This is a genomic window from Burkholderia latens, assembly GCF_902499045.1.
Classification (GTDB): Bacteria; Pseudomonadota; Gammaproteobacteria; order Burkholderiales; family Burkholderiaceae; genus Burkholderia; species Burkholderia latens.
Map to the genome: position 1 here is coordinate 88,522 of NZ_CABVPL010000010.1, position 21,185 is coordinate 109,706.

General features: G+C 63.2%; 16 protein-coding genes and 1 pseudogene. 2 read left to right on the plus strand and 15 right to left on the minus strand.

Annotated features, from left to right (window positions below):
* Positions 1-121 precede the first annotated feature (121 nt).
* From BSE24067_RS10235 to BSE24067_RS10250, 5 genes and pseudogenes are all read right to left on the minus strand, one after another.
* A complete protein-coding gene (locus BSE24067_RS10235) occupies positions 122-2,869 on the minus strand; it encodes an SH3 domain-containing protein (protein WP_244130422.1) in 2,748 nt (915 codons plus the stop codon).
* A 60-nt stretch (positions 2,870-2,929) separates the two neighbouring features.
* A complete protein-coding gene (locus tag BSE24067_RS10240) occupies positions 2,930-5,437 on the minus strand; it encodes a type VI secretion system Vgr family protein (RefSeq protein ID WP_151062956.1) in 2,508 nt (835 codons plus the stop codon).
* Positions 5,438-5,783: 346 nt separating this feature from the next.
* Entirely contained in the window at positions 5,784-6,143 is a 360-nt protein-coding gene (locus BSE24067_RS10245) for a hypothetical protein (RefSeq protein WP_151062955.1), read from the minus strand.
* A gap of 514 nt (positions 6,144-6,657) precedes the next feature.
* A pseudogene (locus tag BSE24067_RS32480) lies at positions 6,658-6,943 on the minus strand (PAAR domain-containing protein).
* Positions 6,915-7,133: a hypothetical protein gene (locus BSE24067_RS10250; RefSeq protein WP_151062954.1), complete on the minus strand. Its 219-nt coding sequence runs from the start codon at positions 7,131-7,133 to the stop codon at positions 6,915-6,917. Before BSE24067_RS10250 ends, BSE24067_RS32480 begins: the two are co-directional and overlap by 29 nt.
* Before the next feature lie 166 nt (positions 7,134-7,299).
* Between BSE24067_RS10250 and BSE24067_RS10255 the strand changes: the two genes are divergently transcribed.
* On the plus strand, positions 7,300-7,740 hold the full coding sequence (locus BSE24067_RS10255; RefSeq protein WP_151062953.1) for a hypothetical protein: 441 nt from the start codon (positions 7,300-7,302) through the stop codon (positions 7,738-7,740).
* Positions 7,741-7,807: 67 nt separating this feature from the next.
* On the opposite strand, the gene ppx is transcribed toward BSE24067_RS10255, so the two are convergent.
* Entirely contained in the window at positions 7,808-9,322 is a 1,515-nt protein-coding gene (gene ppx, locus BSE24067_RS10260) for an exopolyphosphatase (RefSeq protein WP_151062952.1), read from the minus strand.
* 279 nt (positions 9,323-9,601) lie between these two features.
* Here ppx and ppk1 point away from each other — a divergent pair, with 279 nt between their 5' ends.
* Complete coding sequence (ppk1, locus tag BSE24067_RS10265; RefSeq protein WP_151062951.1) at positions 9,602-11,665, plus strand: polyphosphate kinase 1; 2,064 nt, start codon at positions 9,602-9,604, stop codon at positions 11,663-11,665.
* Between the two features lie 122 nt (positions 11,666-11,787).
* Here the strand turns inward: ppk1 and phoR are convergent, their stop codons facing one another.
* The 9 genes from phoR to folP all read right to left on the minus strand — a co-directional run bounded on the left by phoR (position 11,788) and on the right by folP (position 21,146).
* Positions 11,788-13,107 carry a phosphate regulon sensor histidine kinase PhoR gene (phoR, locus tag BSE24067_RS10270; RefSeq protein WP_151062950.1) on the minus strand — a complete coding sequence of 440 codons (1,320 nt, stop codon included), beginning with the start codon at positions 13,105-13,107 and terminating at the stop codon, positions 11,788-11,790.
* Positions 13,108-13,164: 57 nt separating this feature from the next.
* A complete protein-coding gene (phoB, locus tag BSE24067_RS10275) occupies positions 13,165-13,866 on the minus strand; it encodes a phosphate regulon transcriptional regulator PhoB (RefSeq protein ID WP_151062949.1) in 702 nt (233 codons plus the stop codon).
* 31 nt (positions 13,867-13,897) lie between these two features.
* Positions 13,898-14,602, minus strand: coding sequence for a phosphate signaling complex protein PhoU (gene phoU, locus BSE24067_RS10280; RefSeq protein WP_151062948.1), 705 nt, complete (start codon positions 14,600-14,602; stop codon positions 13,898-13,900).
* Positions 14,603-14,620: 18 nt separating this feature from the next.
* Positions 14,621-15,469, minus strand: coding sequence for a phosphate ABC transporter ATP-binding protein PstB (pstB, locus tag BSE24067_RS10285; RefSeq protein WP_151062947.1), 849 nt, complete (start codon positions 15,467-15,469; stop codon positions 14,621-14,623).
* A 15-nt stretch (positions 15,470-15,484) separates the two neighbouring features.
* Positions 15,485-16,378 carry a phosphate ABC transporter permease PstA gene (gene pstA / locus BSE24067_RS10290; RefSeq protein WP_151062946.1) on the minus strand — a complete coding sequence of 298 codons (894 nt, stop codon included), beginning with the start codon at positions 16,376-16,378 and terminating at the stop codon, positions 15,485-15,487.
* Positions 16,375-17,361 (minus strand): phosphate ABC transporter permease PstC, encoded by a 987-nt coding sequence (pstC, locus tag BSE24067_RS10295; RefSeq protein ID WP_151062945.1) that lies wholly within the window; start codon positions 17,359-17,361, stop codon positions 16,375-16,377. The genes pstA and pstC overlap by 4 nt, the downstream gene beginning before the upstream one ends.
* Before the next feature lie 94 nt (positions 17,362-17,455).
* Complete coding sequence (gene pstS, locus BSE24067_RS10300) at positions 17,456-18,490, minus strand: phosphate ABC transporter substrate-binding protein PstS (protein ID WP_151062944.1); 1,035 nt, start codon at positions 18,488-18,490, stop codon at positions 17,456-17,458.
* A gap of 457 nt (positions 18,491-18,947) precedes the next feature.
* Positions 18,948-20,303, minus strand: coding sequence for a phosphoglucosamine mutase (gene glmM, locus BSE24067_RS10305; RefSeq protein WP_151062943.1), 1,356 nt, complete (start codon positions 20,301-20,303; stop codon positions 18,948-18,950).
* Positions 20,304-20,336: 33 nt separating this feature from the next.
* Complete coding sequence (folP, locus tag BSE24067_RS10310; protein ID WP_477021217.1) at positions 20,337-21,146, minus strand: dihydropteroate synthase; 810 nt, start codon at positions 21,144-21,146, stop codon at positions 20,337-20,339.
* Positions 21,147-21,185 lie beyond the last annotated feature (39 nt).

The window sequence follows — 21,185 nt, forward strand, 5'->3', positions numbered from 1 at the left end:
GCGGAGGCACGACCAACTCTCTTAATTCGCTTTTGCAGATATCAGCTGAGGCGTGGACGCCGCATGAAATCAACAGAAGGAGGGTGAGTGTTACGATTTTATCAACGATTCTCATGTCGGATCACTGAAATGAATTCACGATTCGTGGTGTTATGGATTCGAGTGTCTTTCTGTAAACCGCTTGTGCATTTGCGTCGGTCGAAAACCATCGTGCGTAATTTCCGTTGTAGTGCACTATATACTTGGCCTTGAATTCCATGCCTACGCGCACCGACGAAACCACGACAAACACTTTCTTTCGGTTCGTAACTTGCGCATTTCCACCTACGCCGCTGAGGCCGGCACCTTCAAAGGCTGCCCATGTCCCAATCGGCGGTTCGCTGTAAAAATCGGGAGTCCATCCATAGTACGGCGCTGGACCATGTACTTCCATGCCGCCCGTTCCGCATCGACGATATTGACTCGATTGGAAGTGTCTCGTTTCCGTCCGATACATACGCTCAACCGTCTCGGCGATGGTACGTCCATACTTGTCGAAAATGTATTTTAGTGCGTCCCTAGCGTCTTCTTCGGTGAAGTTGTTTTCGCCAGTGACAGGCTTTGCGATGAAATTGCCGACAATCCCGATCGGATGGAAGTGCCAAGGACTGGGTTCCTTTGGGAAGCCGTCGACACTGGTGACTTGCTCCCACCACTGCAATTTTCCGATCCGCTCGATTTCGGTCTTCCAAAGCCAAAGCAGCTTCTTCATTAGCGGCGACAATGCCTCCCACTTACCCAAGCCCCCGCCCCATTCGCTTTCACACCGCACGACGAGGTGGGAAAGGGCTTCTGCCAACCACGGCGTTTCTTGCGCATGCTTCAACTCTTGCGCAGTCACCTTTCCATCGTGATTGGTATCAATCGCCTTCTCCAGCTTTGTGATAAGCGGGCTCGAGTTGACCGTTGCGGCGCTCGTCTCGAATTCGGTTTTGCTTTCATCGGCCAGATATTGCTCGGCGACATGGATGTAGCGCTTGAGCATGTCGATCGGCATGATGCTGCTATTGTCAACCAGTTCGAAACCCGGCCAATCCCACGGACCGCACATGCGCACGAGAGGATGGTCCTGCTCGCATACCCATCCGTTGCGAGCACTTCCGTCCTTGGTGCCGATTGTCACGTAATACCAGCGACGCCCCTTGTCATCTTTAGCGCTGCTTTCCACACCGTTCTTCTCGAAGTCGACGCTCCGGAACACGTAGCGGAAGTCTGCGCCGGGCCCCTTCGCGTTTGAGAAACTCAACGGAAAATCCTTCCAGCCGGGCACGATTGCGGTGGTCGTCGTATTGGCGAGGTTGCTATCGACCCAAACGGGCGCACCGGCGTCGTTGAATACCGGCTTCGTGTGTCGGCCACCATGTACTGGTGCGGCTGTTTTCGGTTGCACCTTGACCCATTTGCCCTTTGCGTCGGCGGCGAAAGGTACAAGTTTGGTACCGGGCTGCAGTTTCTGGTCCGGTTCCGGGAGGTCGGTTACGAGCCGCGCACCCGGCGAGATTTCCAGAAATGCTCTGGAGGCAGGTAACTGCTTTGCCCGCTCGCGGCTCTTCTGGATGAATGCTTCGAGTTCGGGGCCTGCGAACACTTCCAGGTGCAGCAGTGGCCGGGTTGGCTTCGCTGGCAATAGCTTCGCGTCCGGGTACCGCAGATAGTGGCCGAACTGGCCGATGACGTCGCCAGCCTTCACCGCATAAGGCTGCTTTAGCACGACGACTGTATCCAGCGGTTTCGGATCGACGATCGGATCTAGTTCTCCGAGGAAGACGTACCCGTATGGCGCGTGCGGCGATACGGACTGGCCGACAACGGCCGCAGCCGGAGTCCCGGACTTGATCGCCTTGATTTTCGCCCAGCCGGGGTTCGCTTTCGTTTGGTCGTCCGTGTCCGAGACGGTCAACTCTGTGCCTTGCGGCAAGATGCCGAGGATTTTGCTCTTGCCGTTCGGCAGTTCACGGATGCGGAGGCCCGTGACCGGGGGCGGGAGCGGTGTTGTGTCTTTCGTGTCTTCTTCCGGTTCGGGCACCTTCTTGAAATCGCTCTGGATGAACTCTCCGAGTACATCGCGATTGATCGTGTCACGCAATGATGGCACGGGCACCTTTGGCAGCGGGACCTCTTGCTTGTCTTTCGCCTTGTCGCCGACCCGATAGTAACGATCGCCTTCCCAATACGGCATTGGCCCCATGTTCAGCTTGAAGCGGTCGACCTCAGCGACTTTGGCCTGTTCTGCCGCCGACTGGTAGCTATTGTGGTCCATCGTGTGCATGTACAGGCTGAAGAACGTGAGCGTTTCGTTCTTGCCGGGTGGTGTCGTGCTCGACGTTGGAGCTGGCGTCGCCGTTGCTGGCGCTGTGGATGAGGTTGCCGGTTGGGCTGCAGCATTCTTGGCTGGCTCCGGCTTTGCGGGCGGAGGTGGGGGCGGAGGCAGTTTCAGCCTATGACGGATGAGCACGAAGCCCGTCGAATACAACGCGTGGCGGCCGTCTTGGTAGTCCTGTTCCGGATACTTGCTGTCGAGCCTGTACGCGACGACTTCGCCATCGGCGATCGCACGGATGCCGTCGCCTTGCTTCAACTGCGCAGCCGTGTTCTGGTCGAAGTGGATGCCGCCGTGCCACATGCCATTCGCACCCAGTGGATAGAACCCATCTTCGGCGGCTGCCAGCGCCTTCATATAGGTCATCGGGTTGGCTGGGTCATCTTTGCCGACCGGTGAGAACGGAAAGGCCCAGTTTAGCGGCGTGTACGGTGCTGTCGCAGGTGCGCTCGGGGCGGTCGCCGGCTTGGCCGGCGCGGCTGGCTTCGTGGTAGGGTGGCTATTGCTCATGTTTCTCGGAATCTCTCGTTTCTCGTTTTTCTTGCTGCTCGGATGCTGTCCGGCTTGGCATCAGCCGGAGAAAAGCGAGCCTCGTCCGCCGTCAGTTGACACTGGCGTTGCCTGCAACGGATCGCGAATCGTCCCGCTCGCACCACTTGGCTTGTCCCAACTCCCGCATTTTTCCAGAATCTGTCCGGTCGTCACGTTTTCGATCAGACCGCCCTTGATACTGATGTATGAGCCGCCCGCGCCGATCCACACTTCCTTCGCGGCCGTCAGAATCAGGCGTCCGTCCGCGCTTTCGATCTTCACATCCTGCAGCCCCACCAGCGAGGCCGAGCCGCTTTGCGCCTGAATGTCTACCGGTCCCTTTGCCGCGAAAATCTTGATGCCGAGGTTTTGCGCGAACAGGCTGATCTTGTCGAGCACACTGACCAGTAACGCTTTACCGGCGGCCAAGTTGACGTTCTTGCCTGCAACGACGTTCGCGTGCTGGTTCGCCGTGACATGCACAGACTGCTGCGTCGACGCGGCAATGCCTTCAGGACTCGACAGCAGCATCACCGGCTTCGCAAAACCGTTCGCATTGCCCGTGCCGCCGCCCGCTGTACGGCCGCCGCTAGCAGAACCGGCGACCGTGCGCTGCGTTGCGTCGGTGAACGACTTCAGCGCGGCCTGACCGTCCTGGAGGCTTTCGGCACGGTTCGTTTCACTAGCCTTCGACACGGTCTCGAGCACGGCTTCCGCGCCGGCAAGCGGATCGGTGGCGGCCGTTACGTTCAGCGGCTGGGCGGTGGCTGGCTGCGTCGATACATAGAGCCCCTGCTCGGCGCGTACCGCGCCGTACGCGCCCGACTTCAGGTCGAATCCGTTGCCGAGGAACGAGCCCCGCGTGTTATCGGATTGTTCGATCAGATAGCCCAAATGCAGGTGAGAACTGTAGCTCGACGAGTAGAGGTGGACCCGGTTCTGACCGGTAGCGTCGTCCATGACGAGCTGGTTGAAGCCATCACCGCCGTATTCGCGAGAGCGGAAGCCAGACAGTAGGCCGTGCGTGTGCCACACCGGCATCGTTGCGCCACCGTGCAGTCGCGAGATGATCACCGGCCGGTCGCAGTCGCCATTGACGAACCCGAGGAGCACCTGATCGTCTTTGCGCAACGGGAAATAGCCGCCGCGCCTAGCGCCGGCGTCCGGCATCGCCGCGCGAATCCATGACGTGGACTTCGTATTGCGATCCTTTCGACTGTTTGACGTCCGGACCCGCACACGATTGCCGTCGTCTGTGACGATTTCCTCGTCACTATCGGTTACGACAATCGCTGTCTGCAAATGCATTTCGGGCTTCTCATGCTCGAACGGGCTGCGGAACGGCGTCTTGCGGCGTTGCGCTTCGATCTCGACGTGAAAAAATCCGATACCGCCATCGCGGTGGCTCACGGTCGTACCGGTTCTGGCCGCCTTGACCTGTTCGATCTCGCTGCGCAGGCTGCGCGGGAATCGCGTGAGCGCGTTTATGCCCGGCAAGTTATTTTGGATCAGCCAGTCGCTCGCGATGATCGACAACTCGCGCTCCTCCTCAGGCAATGCATCGAAGAGGGGATGTCCCGACACCTTGAACCAGTAGCCGGGCAGTGCATAGCGGGGACTGCCGATCGCGAAATAGCGTTTTGCTCGCGAAGCCCATTCTTCAGTGCGGATGCGGGCCTGTTGTTGTCCAGCATCGGATTCGGCCCATGTCTGCGAGCCGGTATAGAGATAGTCTTCTCCTTGACCTGGTAACTCATCAAGTTCAGCCGCTGGCGTGCTCGCCTGTTTATCGAGGTCAGGTCGCTTATAGTCGGCGGTGCCGAGCGTCAGCGTCGCACTTTGGGCGTCCTGCTGTTCGCTCAACTGGGTAAGTCCGTCGAAATCCTCGTCGGTACCCGCGTGGCTGAACTTCATCTCCGAATTCGGTAGCGATGGCCCAAAATACAGGTCGTCCATCACGACGACCTTGTGCGACTTGCCATCCTTCGCGAAATCGAAGCGCGGAAACACGCCGACTTCCTCCAGACTCCGGTGCACGAAATTCCAGTCGGTTTCCCACTGCACGCGGTGTGAATACGAGCGTATCGCCGTGCGCAGTTCCTGACCATAATTGCCCGACGCCTGGGGATGCTTGTCGAATACGTCGGTGAGAATTTGCCAGCCACTGGCTTCCTGCCAGTCGCGCCGATCGCTGCTGAGCTTCAAAAAGCTCAGCCAAGAAGAAAACTGAAGCTGAAAATACGAGACGGCCCCATCGTTTCCAAGGCGGCGAACCCGCTGCACATAGCCATGGATTGGCAGATAGCCGCCGTCAGTCTGGCGGATCCAAAGCGTGACGGGTTGCAGCATCAGAGCGTTGAGCTTGATCTTGTCCCCCATGACGGATGAGGCGTCGACGGTCACCTCGAAATTGCGGCCAAGCCGCGCGTTGATCTTGACGTACAGTGGCGTGAGCCAGTCGTCGCCGAGCGGCGTGTCAAGTTTCACGATGCGATCGAACTGCGCGTAGCCACCGCGCAACACCTTCAGCAAAGCTTCCCCGCTCATGCAGTCACCCCGTTTCGTGCAGGACGCGTCCGATCGTTAGCTAGACATTTAAGCGCCGGGACTGCGTATGTGGCACGACACAAAATTACAAATAAATAACAAATATATTAAATTAAGCCTTCGTCCAGATGCCGCAGCCGATTAAAGAGCCAGGGCGCGGAATGTAGTTCGATAGCGCAAAGATCATACCAAAGTAAGTTCGGCACAATAACGGATCGGTGACGATTTTTGACCTTCCCGTCGATGCTATCGGTTGAATCGCTCTTTCTCAGATTTTTTGTGTGTTTCCAATATCATGTGGTCCCAAATAGAGAGTGATTAACTCGCTCGATAAAGATGGAGCACATCATTGATGTGGATGCTTTCGCTCAGGCACGATCGGCGACAGCGAGTCATTGGCCACAAATTCACTGAGCCGCGCTTGGGCGTCGGCAACGATGTAGGCGGGGAGGTTCAGCAATTGTTCATCGCGGAAGATGAGCACCTTCTGGATCGCGGCCATGCCATCGGCCGTAGTCGTGAATTTGCCTTCAGCCTTGCCGCGGACGGCGCAATCATGAAGTGCCGCTTCAGCAAGCCGAAAAACATCCAGGTCGATTCGCCCCACGGTCGCTTCGTGAACGTAGTACGCGCCATAGATAGCGCCGAACAACTGGGCCACGGCCGAACCGTTGCCCTCGCCGGTCACGAGGGTATGGAATGCCATGTGATGTTCGATGGATTTCCGGCGAGCGACTGATGCCGCGAGGGGTAACAACATCTGTTTCGCCATCGGCCGCCGGGAGCGTGGTGGTCGCCGTTTAATCATACAGAGCAGATGAAACGTTATAGCGACAACGGTCGCGCAGGCACTCCTACCGCACCGAAGGCGAGCGTGACTCCGACAGCCGACCCGGCGACCCATTGTCGGATTCTTCGTCGCCACACCGCAAATTTGTACCAGCATCCCTTGTGGGAAAGCGTGCAACCCCTTTTTCTTTTTCGGTTCATGTAACCCGATCCGGCCCAGGTCGATCTAATCTACATTGAGGCTCCCGGCTTCGCCGATATCGCCCCTCCACCTCCATCCGGCGACGATCTTGCAGGCCGGGCCCCATCGGACATGATGGCGCCAGGCGTGAACGCAAAGCAAGCTTGGCGTATCTGACACTCGACGAGTTCAAAGTGCCGGCAGTACAACTCGATCGGCGATCGATCGGGGTTTGCCGCTTTTCGCCCGCTCAGACCTCGGCATACGACGCCGACTGTGACGCCACCAGTTTCGGCGGAACCGGACATGCGCACCGACAGAGGTCGTCGCTCAGCGCAGACTGTCGGCCATCCGGTCCTGTGCTCGAATGACGTGGGCCGTCGCACTCGATCACGCCGAGGGTCTTGCACACGGGGCACCACACCGGATCGCGTTCATACGCTTGTTCGGCCGTGCAGGATGTCTTGTCCGTCACCGCCCTGCACGATGCCTCCGATGATCGTCCTGTCACCTTTCACGATGTCGTAGCGTCGCATGTCGCCTCCCGCTCAGACCGCGCCCGGCCGCAGTCGCAGGCTGTTCATCGGGGCTGCTCGCCCCGAGCAGCAACCGAATAGCGGCATGTGGTTTCGCCAGCATGCTCGGATCGCCCGGCACGAGCAGGTAGAAGCGACATGACGTGATCTCGTCTTCCTTCAACGCGAACAGCACCTCCTCGACGTCCACCCCGTACGCCGGGCGGCACAACCGACAGGCTATCCAAGTGCTCGTGCTTGCATTCCCTTTTTCGTTTTACCCGCCGATCCCATCCCCAACCCGCGCCGCTGCCCCCGGCCGCGCACGAATCTTGCGATTCCACGCGATAATATCCATGACCAACCCGCAACCGCGCATGAAAAACCACGTTTTCAAGACTGCCCTGCTCGGCGCGCTGTTCGCACTCTGCGCATCCGCCGCATCCGGCACCGCGTCGGCCAAGTCGCTCGACGCCGCGCTCGACTGCCGCTCGAACGGCCACAAGTTCGTCGCGCCGCTGCTCGCGGCCGGCGACATCCAGTCGGAGCCGATGCACGTCGAGGCGAATTCGGTGAACGCATTCCGCACGAACCACCCGCTGACCGCCTATGGTTTCGGCGTGTACGTCGTGCTCGGCTACCAGGCGAACGACCCGATCTTCCGGCCGGGCGACGGCACGCCGATCGGCGACTGGGCCTATGGCGTCGTCGTGCGCGGCACGAAGAGCGCGGTCGAGGAGGCCGTGCGCAAGGCCGGCAGCGACGCCACCGTCAAGCAGGCGTTCCCGTTCCTGACCGCAATCGTGTGTTCGGAATAAGCGAGTCGTAAAACGGCCGCGCGACGCGCGCAGGTGTTGTCGCGCGGCGGCCGTCCGCGCCGTCGCGTTATGCGCCGGTATAAACGACGCGATACGGAATGCCGACCTTCTCCCACTCGGCCGCTTCCTGGCTGAGGCTGTAGTCGGTCAGCGGGTTCTGCTCGACCCACGCGTTCGGCAGGCGCACCTCGTAGCCGCCCTTCTTCATCTGCGATACGGAAATATCCGGCAGCCCCGCGTCGGTCCGGCGCCGGCACAGCAACGCCGCGAGCCGCAGGCAGAACAGCAGCGGCCATTCGACGTCGCGCGCCTGCGACAGCTTGCCGAGCTTGCCCGCGTGACCGAGCACGAGGGCGGCCAGCCGCGCCTGGTCGGTGCGCGAGAAACCCGGCATGTCGGCATTGCTCGCGATATACGCGGAATGTTTGTGATACGAGCTGTGCGAAATCGACAAGCCGATCTCGTGCAATGCAGCCGCCCAGCTGAGGAACATCCGGCCTTCCTCGCGCGCCTCTTTGTCGGACTCCCCGAGCTCGTCGTAAAACCGCACCGCGAGCGCACCGATCCGCTCGGCCTGCGCGCGATCGACGCCGTAGCGGCGCGTGAAGCCCTCGACCGTCACCGCGCGCATGTCCTCGTGCTGGGTCCGCCCGAGCAGGTCGTACAGCACGCCGAGACGCAGCGCGCCGTCCGTGGTGTCGACATAGTCGACGCCGAGTTCCTCGAACACGGCGAGCATGATTGCAAGCCCGCCGGCGAGCACCGGCACGCGATCGGGCTTCAGCGCGATCAGCTTCAGCCGGTTCACGTTCTCGGCCTTGATCAGCGCGCGCTTCAGGCGTTCGAGCCCGCCGCGCGAAATGCCGTGCGTGATGCCGGCATCGTTGAAGCCGTTCGCCTCGACGAGCTCCGCGAGCGCGCGTGCGGTGCCGGACGAACCGATCGCCTGATCCCATCCGGCCTTCTTGTACTCGCTGGAAATGATCTGGATCTCGCGCTTGGCCGCGAGTTCGGCTTGCCGCATCGTGTATTCGTCGACGTTGCCGGCCGGAAAGAACGCACGGCTGTGGCTCACGCAGCCGATGTAGAGGCTTTCCATCACGATCGGCGTGTAGTGCGAACCGATGATGAATTCGGTCGAGCCGCCGCCGATGTCGACGACGAGCCGCTTGCCGGCGCTCGCCGGCACCGAGTGCGCGGCGCCCGCATAGATCAGCCGCGCTTCTTCGCGGCCCGCGATCACTTCGATCGGAAAACCGAGCGCCGCTTCGGCCTCGCCGAGAAATTCGCCCGCATTCTTCGCGACGCGCAGCGTGTTGGTCGCGACCGCGCGCACATGGTCGGGATGGAAATCGCGCAGGCGCTCGCCGAACCGCTTGAGCGCCTCCCAGCCACGCTCCTGCGACGCGCGATCGAGCATCTTGTCGCTCGACAGGCCCGCGGCCAGTCGAACGGGCTCGCGCAGCGCATCGACGGGATAGATCTGGCTGCCCGCCGGCGTTTCCTCGACGCGCCCGACGATCAGCCGGAAGCTGTTCGAGCCGAGATCGACGGCAGCCAGCAAGTGGGGGGATGTAACCATCAGAAGGAGGCTCCGTGCGCGTTCGCCCGCGGCCGCCGGTCCGGCGCCGCTGGGCGATCTATCAAAGGCGACATTTTAAGCGTGGAACGCTTGCCATTGCCACGCTTCACGGGCATGTACACAGCTCGATTGTATATGGCCGAAACATTTATGCGATGAATCGGTTCCGGCGTAGAATTTCCCGATACAAATACACCACTGTCATCAGCACGTCATCGTACCGTGAGAGTTTCCGAGCGTCCTTTCGAATCATCGCCCGAATTACCGCCTACTCTGCCGATGTCCGTCCGTTATCCGCTTCTCAATCGTGAACTCGGCATCCTCGGTTTCAACGAGCGCGTGCTGGCCCAGGCGGCTGACCCGCAAATCCCGTTGCTCGAGCGGCTGCGCTTCATCTGCATCACCAGCAGCAACCTCGACGAATTCTTCGAAGTCCGGATGGCCGGCCTTCAGGAACAGATCCGCGACAATCCCGGCGCGCTGACGCCCGACGGCATGTCGCTCCAGCACGCTTACGATCTCGTCGTCGAACGCGCGCAGCGCCTCGTGCACCGCCAGTACACGATGCTGCACGAAACCGTGCTGCCCGCGCTCGAGCAGGAAGGCATCTACTTCCATGCGAGCGACTCGTGGAACGACGAGCAGCTCGAATGGGCGCGCCGCTACTTCCTCGACGAGCTGCTGCCGGTGCTGACGCCGATCGGCCTCGATCCCGCGCACCCGTTCCCGCGCGTGCTGAACAAGAGCCTGAACTTCGTCGTCGAACTCGAAGGCCGCGATGCGTTCGGCCGCCAGGCGGTGATGGGCATCGTGCAGGCGCCGCGCGCGCTTCCGCGCGTCGTGCGCATGCCGCAGTCACTGTCGGGCTTCGAGCACGGCTTCGTGCTGCTCAGCTCGTTCATGCAGCGCTTCGTCGGCGAACTGTTCCCGCAGCTCGTCGTGAAGAGCTGCAACCAGTTCCGCATCACGCGCAACAGCGAGCTGTTCGTCGACGAAGACGAAATCACCAACCTGCGCGTCGCGCTGCAGGGCGAATTGCCCGCGCGCCACCTCGGCAACGCGGTGCGGCTCGAAGTGTCGGCCGACACGCCGCAGCACATCGTGCGGCGCCTGCTCGACGAAAGCCTGCTCGACGACAAGGACTGCTATCGCGTCGCAGGCTCGGTGAACCTCGTGCGGCTGATGCAGATTCCCGATCTCGTCGATCGCCCGGACCTGAAGTTCGCGCCGTTCGTCGCGTCGATCCCGCCCGCGATCGCGAACGCGCCGACCATGTTCGACGCGATCGACGATGGCGACATCCTGCTGCACCACCCGTACGAAAGCTTCCAGCCGGTGCTCGAACTGCTGCAGCAGGCCGCGAAGGATCCGAGCGTCGTCGCGATCAAGCAGACGATCTACCGCACCGGCACCGATTCGCCGCTGATGGACGCGCTGATGGAAGCCGCGCGCAACGGCAAGGAAGTGACCGTCGTCGTCGAGCTGCTCGCACGTTTCGACGAGGAAACCAACATCAACTGGGCGTCGCAGCTCGAAGCGGTCGGCGCGCATGTCGTATACGGCGTGGTCGGTCACAAGTGCCACGCGAAAATGATGCTGATCGTGCGCCGCGTCGTGCAGGACGGCAAAGCGGTGCTGCGCCGCTACGTGCACCTCGGCACCGGCAACTATCACCCGCGCACCGCCCGCCTCTATACCGACTTCGGGCTGATGACGGCCGACCAGAAGATCTGCGAGGACGTCCACCACGTGTTCCAGCAACTGACCGGGATCGGCGGCGAGCTCACGCTGCACGAGCTGTGGCAGTCGCCGTTCACGCTGCATCCGCGCATCATCGAATCGATCCAGACGGAGATCGACAATGCACGCGCCGGCAAGCGCGCGCGCATCGTCGCGAAGATGAACGCGCTGCTCGAGCCGTCAGTGATCGCCGCGCTGTACGAAGCGTCGCAAGCCGGCGTGAAAGTCGACCTGATCGTGCGCGGCGTGTGCGCGCTGAAGCCGGGCGTGCCGGGGCTGTCGGAGAACATCACGGTGCGCTCGATCGTCGGCCGCTTCCTCGAACACCACCGCATCTACTATTTCCATGCGGGCGGCGCCGAGGACGTTTATCTGTCGAGCGCCGACTGGATGGACCGCAACCTGTTCCGCCGTGTCGAAGTCGCGTTCCCGATCCGCGAGCGCAAGCTGAAGCGCCGCGTGATCGCCGAAGGGCTGTCGGTGTGCCTCGGCGACAACCAGTCGGCATGGCAGATGCACAGCGACGGACACTATCGCCGGCGCCGCGCGGGCAAGACGATCCGCAACGCGCAGTTGGGCCTGCTCGCGAAGTTCTGTTCGTAGGCGGGGCGGCGCGCACCTGTCGCGCGCGGTGCGGAAAGCAAAAAGCACAGCCCGCGGGCTGTGCTTTTTCGTTTCAGGCCGAACGGCGCAGCGCAGCGCTCATGTTTCGACGCTCGTGCCGCTCACGCCTCGAACGCGGCCGGCCGGATCGCGATGATCCGCGACGCCGGAAAGCGCGCGGTGAACGTGCTGCCGCGCCCTTCCTCGCTCTGCACGTACAGGTGCGAGTCGTGCCGCTGCAGCACGTGCTTGACGATCGCAAGGCCGAGCCCCGTGCCGCCCGTATCGCGCGAGCGGCTGCGGTCGACGCGATAGAAGCGTTCGGTCAGCCGCGGCAGGTCGGCGGCCGGAATGCCGTAGCCGCTGTCGGTGACGGAGAACACGCCTTGCGCACCCTCGCGCCGCCACGACACGGCGATCTTGCCGCCGTCGGGCGTATAGCGGATCGCGTTGGTGACGAGATTCGCGAACGCGCTGAACACTTCGGTCTGCGCACCCGTGACGCCGAGCGTTTCGTCGATCGAGAACGTGATCTCGTGATGCCCGTTCGACAGCGTCTGCGCATCCTCCTTCAGATGGTCGAAGACGGCGCGCATGTCGATCGCATGATCCATCGGCGGCTTGCTTTCGCCCTCGAGCTTCGCGAGCACGAGCAGGTCGGTGACGATGTGCCGCATCCGCGACGCCTGCTGCTCCATCATGTCGAGATAGCGTGCGCGATCTTCCTCGTTCAGCGGCAGCTCGCGCATCGTCTCGAGAAAACCGGACAGCACGGTCAGCGGCGTCTTCAGTTCGTGCGACACGTTCGCGACGAAGTCGCGCCGCATCGCGTCGGTCCGCTCGAGCTCGGTGATGTCCTGCGTGAGCAGCAGCTTGCGATTCTCGCCGTACGGAAACACCTGCACTTCCAGCACGTTCTGCCGCGAGTCGCCCATCCCGCGCATCACGAGCGTTTCTTCGTAATGCTGCGCATTCAGGTAACGGACGAAATCCGGATGCCGGACTAGGTTCGTGATGTGCTGGCGCAGGTCGCGCTTCGCATCGAGGCCGAAGTGCACCTCGGCGATCGCGTTGCACCACTCGATCTGATCATGATCGTCGAGCATCGCGACGCCGTTCGGCGACGCCTGGATCGCCTGGATGAAGCGCGAATGCTGCTGCTCGACCTGCCGCACCTGCGCATGCCATTGCTTCGCGAGCTTGTGCAGCCGATAGTAGATCTCGCCCCAGATGCCCGGCGCGCTCGGCACCTCGCCGTAGACGGGCGCATCGAGCAGACGCCAGAGCTGCTGCGTATGGAAGGTGCTGAAGAAGCCCTGCGCGACCAGCATCACGACCGCGAACCCGAGAGCCGCGGCCGGGCCGACGAATACGCCGACCAATACGCTGATCAGCACGAGCAGCACGAGCGACACGAGAAAGCGCGCCCAGATGATGTTCATGATTCAGCGCCCGAGAGAATGAACGGCATGCCGTGGCATACGACACGCCTTGGTACGTTACGCGTGCTTCGCGAGCCGGTAGCCGCTGCCGCGCACGGTCTCGATCATCGCATCGCAGCCGGCCGGTTTCAAGGCCGCGCGCAATCGTTTGATGTGCACGTCGACGGTACGCTCCTCGACGAACACGTGGTCGCCCCATACCTGGTCGAGCAGTTGCGTGCGGCTGTGCACGCGCTCCGGATGCGTCATGAAGAAATGCAGCAGCCGGAACTCGGTCGGGCCGAGATCGAGCTTGATCTCGTTGCCGTCGCCGTGCGCGGCGACCCGGTGCGTGGCCGGATCGAGCCGCAGCCCGTTGATCGACACGACGTCCTCGGTCAGCTGCGGCGCGCGGCGGCGCAGCACCGCCTTGATGCGCGCCATCAGCTCCTTCGGCGAGAACGGCTTCGTCACGTAGTCGTCCGCGCCGATCTCGAGGCCGAGCACCTTGTCCTGCTCGTCGCCGCGTGCGGTCAACATGATGATCGGGATGTGCTTGGTCCGTTCGTTGTTGCGCAGGTCGCGCGCGAACGCGATACCGGACTTGCCCGGCAGCATCCAGTCGAGCAGCACGAGATCGGGCAGCACATCGCTGATCAGGTTCTGCGCCTGCTCCGCGTTGTACGCGCGGATCGGGCAGTGGCCGGCATGCTGGAGATTCACCGAGATCAGTTCGGAAATCGCGGGCTCATCTTCAACGACGAGAATGTTGCTGGGCATCGGCACCTCTGTTCTTCCTGTACGGAGTCGATTAACTGTTGGCTTCGCGATCGAGCGTGTCGCGCGGCTGGTGCCGCACGTCGGTGCCCTTCACGATGTAGATGATGAATTCGGCGATGTTCTTCGCGTGGTCGCCGATCCGCTCGATCGCCTTCGCGATGAACAGGTACTCGAGGCCGACCGAGATCGTGCGCGGATCTTCCTGCATGTACGACACGAGCTTGCGCACGAACGCGCGGAATTCCTGGTCGATTTCCTTGTCGTCCTTGACGATCTGCGCGGCCGCGACCGTATCGAGGCGCGCGAACGCATCGAGCGCGCGGCGCAGGATCGTCACGGCCATCTCGCCCGACACCTTGATCTCGGCGATGTTGACCGTGCGCGCTGCCGGTTCGTCGATCAGGCGGCGCACGCGCTTCGCGATCTTTTCGGCTTCGTCGCCGGCGCGCTCGAGGTTCGTAATCGTTTTCGAAATCGACATCAGAAGACGCAGATCACGTGCGGCAGGCTGCCTCCGCGCGATGATGTTGCCGCACTCCTGATCGATCTCGACTTCCATCGCGTTCAGCGTTTCCTCGGCCGTGATCACTTTCTCGGCCGTCTCGCGGTCGAATTCGTTCAGCGCGTGCATCGCGCCGACGATCTGCGACTCGACGAGCCCGCCCATTTCCAGCACTTTCGACGACACGGCATTCAAATCCGCATCGAACTGGCTCGACAGATGTTTATCCGACATGGTTGTGGTTCTCCGTCATCAGCCGAAACGGCCGGTGATGTAGTCTTCCGTTTCCTTGCGCACCGGCTTGATGAAGATCTTTTCGGTCTCGCCGAACTCGATCAGCTCGCCCAGGTACATGTAGGCGGTGTAATCCGAGCAGCGCGCGGCCTGCTGCATGTTGTGCGTGACGATCACGACCGTGTAGTCGCTCTTCAGCTCGGCGATCAGCTCCTCGATGCGGCCCGTCGAGATCGGGTCGAGCGCCGAGCACGGCTCGTCGAGCAGCAGCACTTCCGGACGGATCGCGATGCCGCGCGCGATGCACAGACGCTGCTGCTGGCCGCCGGACAGCCCGTAGCCGCTCTGGTTCAGCTTGTCCTTCACTTCGTTCCACAGCGCGGCCTTCGTCAGCGCCCACTCGACGCGGTCGTCCATTTCGGAGCGCGTGAGCTTCTCGAACATCTTCACGCCGAACGCGATGTTGTCGTAGATCGACATCGGGAACGGGGTCGGCTTCTGGAACACCATGCCGATCCGCGCACGCAGCAGCGAAATGTCGCGCTTCGTCGTCAGCAGGTTCTCGCCGTCCATCAGGATTTCGCCTTCGGCGCGCTGCTCCGGATAGAGCGCGAACATCTTGTTGAACGTGCGCAGCAGAGTCGACTTGCCGCAGCCCGACGGGCCGATGAACGCCGTGACCTTCCCTTCCGGAATGCGCAGGTTGATGTTCTTCAGCGCGTGGAACTTGTTGTAGAAGAAGTTGAGGTTGTTGACCTCGATCTTCGCGTTCAGCGGCGCCAGCGGACGGCCGTGTGCCGCGTCGTGCGTGCCGGCGGGCGCAGCGGTGCGCTCGACGGGATTCAGGTGGCTTTCTGCCATATTCATCGGATTGCTCCGCCGTTACTTTTTCGAGAAGATCGAGCGCGCCAGGATGTTGAGTCCGAGCACCCCGAGCGTGATCAGGAACACGCCCGCCCATGCGAGCGACTGCCATTCGGCGAACGGGCTCATCGCGAACTTGTAGATCGTCACGGGCAGGTTCGCCATCGGCTGGCTCATGTCGACCGAGAAGAACTGGTTCGACAGGGCCGTGAACAGCAGCGGCGCCGTTTCGCCGGCGATCCGCGCGACCGCGAGCAGCACGCCCGTCACGATCCCGCCGACGGACGCGCGCAGCGTGATCTTCAGCACCATGCGCCACTTCGGCGTGCCGAGCGCGACGGCCGCTTCGCGCAGCGCGTTCGGCACGAGCTTCAGCATGTTCTCGGTCGTGCGGATCACGATCGGAATCTGCAGCAGCGCGAGCGCGATCACGCCGGCCCAGCCGGAGAAGCGCCCCGACTTCGCGACGACGATTGCGTACACGAACAGGCCGATGACGATCGACGGCGCCGACAGCAGGATGTCGTTGATGAAGCGGATCGTGCTCGCGAGCAGGTTCTTCTGCCCGTATTCGGCGAGATAGACGCCCGCGAGGATGCCGATCGGCGTGCCGACCAGCGTGCCGAAGCCGCACAGTAGCAGGCTGCCGACGATCGCGTTCGCGAGGCCGCCGCCTTCCGTGTTCGGTGCCGGCGTCGATTCGGTGAACAGCTGCAACGACAGGCCGCCGACACCGAGATGCACGGTCGTGTACAGGATCCACACGAGCCAAAGCAGGCCGAATGCCATCGCCGCGAGCGACGCGGTGAGCGCGATCGCGTTGGTCACCTTGCGCTTGCGCTGCAGGCGGTTGCGCATCGCGTCGAGCGCGGCGCCGTTCGGCCCCGGGAAATTCATGACGGGCTCGCTCATTTCTTGCCCTCTCCCTTCTCGAGACGAAGCAGCAGCAGTTTGGAGATCGACAGCACGATGAACGTGATCACGAACAGGATCAGCCCGAGCTCCATCAACGCGGACGTATGCAGGCCCGGCTGCGCTTCCGCGAATTCGTTCGCGAGCGCCGACGTGATGCTGTTGCCGGGCGCGAACAGCGACACGCTGTCGAGCAGGTTCGTGTTGCCGATCACGAAGGTCACGGCCATCGTCTCGCCGAGCGCGCGGCCGAGGCCGAGCATCACGCCGCCGATCACGCCCGTCTTCGTATAGGGCAGCACGACCTTCCACATCACTTCCCATGTCGTGCAGCCGATCCCGTACGCCGATTCCTTCAGCAGCACGGGCGTGACTTCGAACACGTCGCGCATCACCGACGCGATGTACGGGATGATCATGATCGCGAGGATCACGCCGGCCGCGAGAATGCCGATGCCGATCGGCGGCCCTGACGTGAGCGGACCGATGACCCACACGTCCTTGAAGATGCGGCCGACCGGTTTCTGGAAGTATTCGGCGAAGATCGGCGCGAACACGAGCAGACCCCACATCCCGTACACGATCGACGGAATCGCGGCGAGCAGCTCGATCGCGATACCGAGCGGGCGGCGCAGCCACACGGGCGACAGCTCGGTGAGGAACAGCGCGATGCCGAAGCTGACCGGTACCGCGATCACGAGCGCGATCAGCGACGTGACGAGCGTGCCGTAGATCGGCACGACCGCGCCGTAGATGTCCGAGTTCGGATCCCACTCGGATTGCAACAGGAAGCCGACGCCGAACTTCTGGATGGTCGGCATCGACGCGATGATCAAGGAAACGATGATCCCGCCGAGCAGCAGCAGGGTCACGATCGCGGCGAGCCGTGCGAGGCCGCCGAACAGGACGTCGCCGAGACGGCCCGGCGCGCGTTGCGACGCGGCGTCGGCGGACCGGGAAGACGGATATGAAATTTCAGACATGGGCGCCTGTCTTGGATCGCCGGGCGCCGTGACGCCCGGCCTTACCGCACACACTGCCCGGCCGGCACGGCCGGGCAGCGAACCGCATTACTGCTTACTCGGCGGCCACCGGCTTGCCCGATGCGTCCGTCACCTTCGTCTTCCACTGCTTGCGGATTTCCGCTTCGACCGTCGCCGGCAGCGAGATGTAGTCGAGGCTGTCGGCAGCCTTCTCGCCGTTCTTGAACGCCCAGCTGAAGAACTTCAGCGTTTCCGCGCCCTGCTCCGGCTTGTCCTGCTTCGCGTGCAGCAGCACGAACGTCGCGCCGACGACCGGCCATGCTTCCTTGCCCGGCTGGTTCGTCAGGATCTGGTAGAACGACTTCGACCAGTTCGCGCCTGCGGCAGCGGCCTTGAAGGTTTCGGTCTTCGGCTCGACCACCGTGCCCGACGAGTTCTTCAGCGCCGTGTAGACCATGTTGTTCTTCTTCGCGTACGCCCATTCGACGTAGCCGATCGCGCCCGGCAGGCGCTGCACGAAGGCCGCGACGCCGTCGTTGCCCTTGCCGCCCGTGCCCGTCGGCCAGTTGACCGTCGTGCCTTCGCCGATCTTCGACTTCCACTCGTCGTTGACCTTCGACAGGTAGTTCGTCCAGATGAAGCTCGTGCCCGAGCCGTCGGCGCGGCGAACGACCGCGATGTCCGTATCCGGCAGCTTGACCTTCGGGTTCAGCGCGGCGATCGCCGGGTCGTTCCACTTCTTGATCTTGCCAAGGTAGATGTCGCCGAGCACCGGGCCCGACAGCGTCAGTTCGCCGGCCTTCACGCCCGGCACGTTGACGACCGGCACCACGCCGCCGACGACCGTCGGGAACTGGAACAGGCCTTCCTTCGCGAGTTCTTCATCCTTCAGCGGAGCATCCGAACCGGCAAAATCGACCGTCTTCGCGTTGATCTGCTTCAGGCCGCCCGACGAGCCGATACCTTGGTAGTTCACCTTCGCGCCGCCGGACTGCTGGTAGTCGGCAGCCCATTTCGTATAGATCGGCATCGCAAACGTGCTGCCTGCGCCCGTGATGTCGGCAGCGTGAGCGGCGACGGCGAAAAGCGCGCCAGCCAGGCCGGCAATCGCGGTTTGCATCAATTTCATGAGACCTCCAGTGTGTGAGCGGATGACTACGGCACCGCGAAGGTTAGGGGCTGCTCATGACGATAATGTGACAATCGATGAAACTGGCGTGACAGTAACATGACTGGTTGAAAGGGTGAATCCGGCCCCGCGCGGGCCGCTGCGCCGGCCACGCGCGGCGCGGAGGGCGGCAAGAATTGCCGGCTGGAGGGAAGCACGCGCCGCTGGCGCGTGGGGCGCAGCCGATCGTATCGGCGCGCGACCTTGCGGGAATACCCTTGGCCCGGATACCACGATTCGCCGGTCTGGCGAACATTCTTCTTCGGACGAATATCCGCAGTGAAACTGGCGCCTAGTTAATAGCGCAAACCTTTGCGTATGAAGAATGGCGGCGCCCGCAGGCGCCGCCATCGTGATTCGGCGAACGGCCGGCGCACATGCGATCGAACCGTCGCGCGCGGGCCGCTCTTCGTGCCGGTCAGGCCGTCGCCACGCGCACCGCTTCGGCGATCGCTTCCGCATGACGGGTCGCGTCGGCCGCGTGCTGCGCCTCGACCATCACGCGCAGCACCGGCTCGGTGCCCGACGCGCGGATCAGCACGCGGCCGCGGTCGGCGAGCGCGCTTTCGGCCGCGTCGATCGCTGCGCGAATCGATGCGTCGCCCTTCCAGTCGGCGCCCGGCTTCATCCGCACGTTGATCAGCTTTTGCGGGAACAGCGTGACGCCGTCGAGCATCTGCGCGAGCGTGCGGCCGCTGCGCTTGAGCGCGGCGAGCACGAGCAGCGCCGACACGATGCCGTCGCCCGTCGAATGGCGGTCGAGCGACAGGATGTGGCCCGACCCTTCCGCGCCGAGCTGCCAGCCGCGCTCGCGCAGCTGTTCGAGCACGTAGCGGTCGCCGACCGCCGCGCGCACGAACTGCACGCCCTCGCGCTGCAGCGCGACCTCGACCGCAAGGTTCGTCATCAGCGTGCCGACCGCGCCGTCGACCTTGCCGTCCGTTGCGATCCGGTCTTTCACGAGCACATAGAGCAACTCGTCGCCGTTGAACAGCCGGCCCGTCGAATCGACGACCTGCAGGCGGTCGGCGTCGCCGTCGAGCGCGATGCCGAGATCCGCATGATTCGCGCGCACCGCGCGCATCAGCGCGTCCGGCGCCGTTGCGCCGACGCCGTCGTTGATGTTGAAGCCGTTCGGCGCGACGCCGATCGGGATCACGTCCGCGCCGAGCTCGTGGAACACGTGCGGCGCGATCTGGTATGCGGCGCCGTGCGCACAATCGATCACGAGCTTCAACCCGCGCAGGTCGTACGCCGCCGGGAACGTGCTCTTGCAGAACTCGATGTAGCGGCCGGCTGCGTCGTCGAGGCGGCGCGCCTTGCCGAGACGGTCCGACGACGCGCATTCGAGCGGCTTGTCGAGCCACGCTTCGATCGCGGCTTCGGTATCGTCGGGCAGCTTGTTGCCGTCCGCGGAGAAGAACTTGATCCCGTTGTCCTGATACGGGTTGTGCGACGCGCTGATCACGACGCCGGCCGACAGGCGCAGCGCGCGCGTCAGGTATGCGACGCCCGGCGTCGGCATCGGGCCGGCGAGCATCACGTCGACGCCTGCCGCGGAGAAGCCGGCTTCGAGCGCGGCCTCGAGCATGTACCCGGACACGCGCGTGTCCTTGCCGATCAGCACCGTCGGCCGCGCGCCCGGCGCGACGTCGGCCGTGCCGGCCAGTACCTTGCCGGCCGCATAGCCGAGACGCAACACGAAATCAGGCGTGATGGGCGCATCGCCCACCGTGCCGCGAATGCCGTCCGTGCCGAAATATCGACGTCCCATGGCGAACCTTCCTCCTTCGTCTTTCTGACTTGCTTATCGTTGCCGCGCGGCTTCGCGCACGGCGTTCCATACCTTCAGCGCGTCGACCGTCGCCGCGACGTCGTGCACGCGCACGATCGCGGCGCCCCGCTCGACCGCGCACAACGCGGCTGCGACGCTCGCCGCGACGCGTTCCATCGGCGGCTTGCCGCCGATCACCGCGCCGAGCATCGACTTGCGCGACATGCCCGCGAGAATCGGATATGCGCGCCCGTCGGGCCGCGCAGGCGCCGTGTCCGGCAATGCGGCCAGCAGCGCGTAATTGTCGTCGACCACCGCCTTGCCGAATCCGAAGCCCGGATCGACGCAGATCCGCTCCGGTGCGACGCCCGCGTCGCGCAATGCTTGCGCCCGCGCCGCGAGAAAATCGCGCACGTCGGTCACGACGTCGCCGTAGTCGGGCTCGCCGACCTGCATCGTCTGCGGCTCGCCGAGCATGTGCATCGCGCACAGCCCGCTGTTGCCATCGCGCACCGCGTCGATCGCACCCGGCTGACGGAATCCCCAGATGTCGTTGATCAGGTCCGCGCCGGCAGCGAGTGCCGCACGCATCACGGCCGGCTTGTACGTGTCCACCGACAGCGGCACGTTCAGCGGCCGCAGCGCATCGACGAGCGGGATCACGCGCGCGAGCTCCTCGTCGAGCGGCACGGGGGGCGCACCGGGGCGCGTCGACTCGCCGCCGATGTCGATCAGGTCGACGCCTTCGGCGATCATCCGCTCGGCCTGGCGCAGCGCGTCGTCGCGCGCGAGAAAGCGGCCGCCGTCGGAAAACGAATCGGGCGTCGCGTTGAGGATGCCCATCACGAGCGGGCGTTCGAACGTCAGCGAGAAACGGCCGCA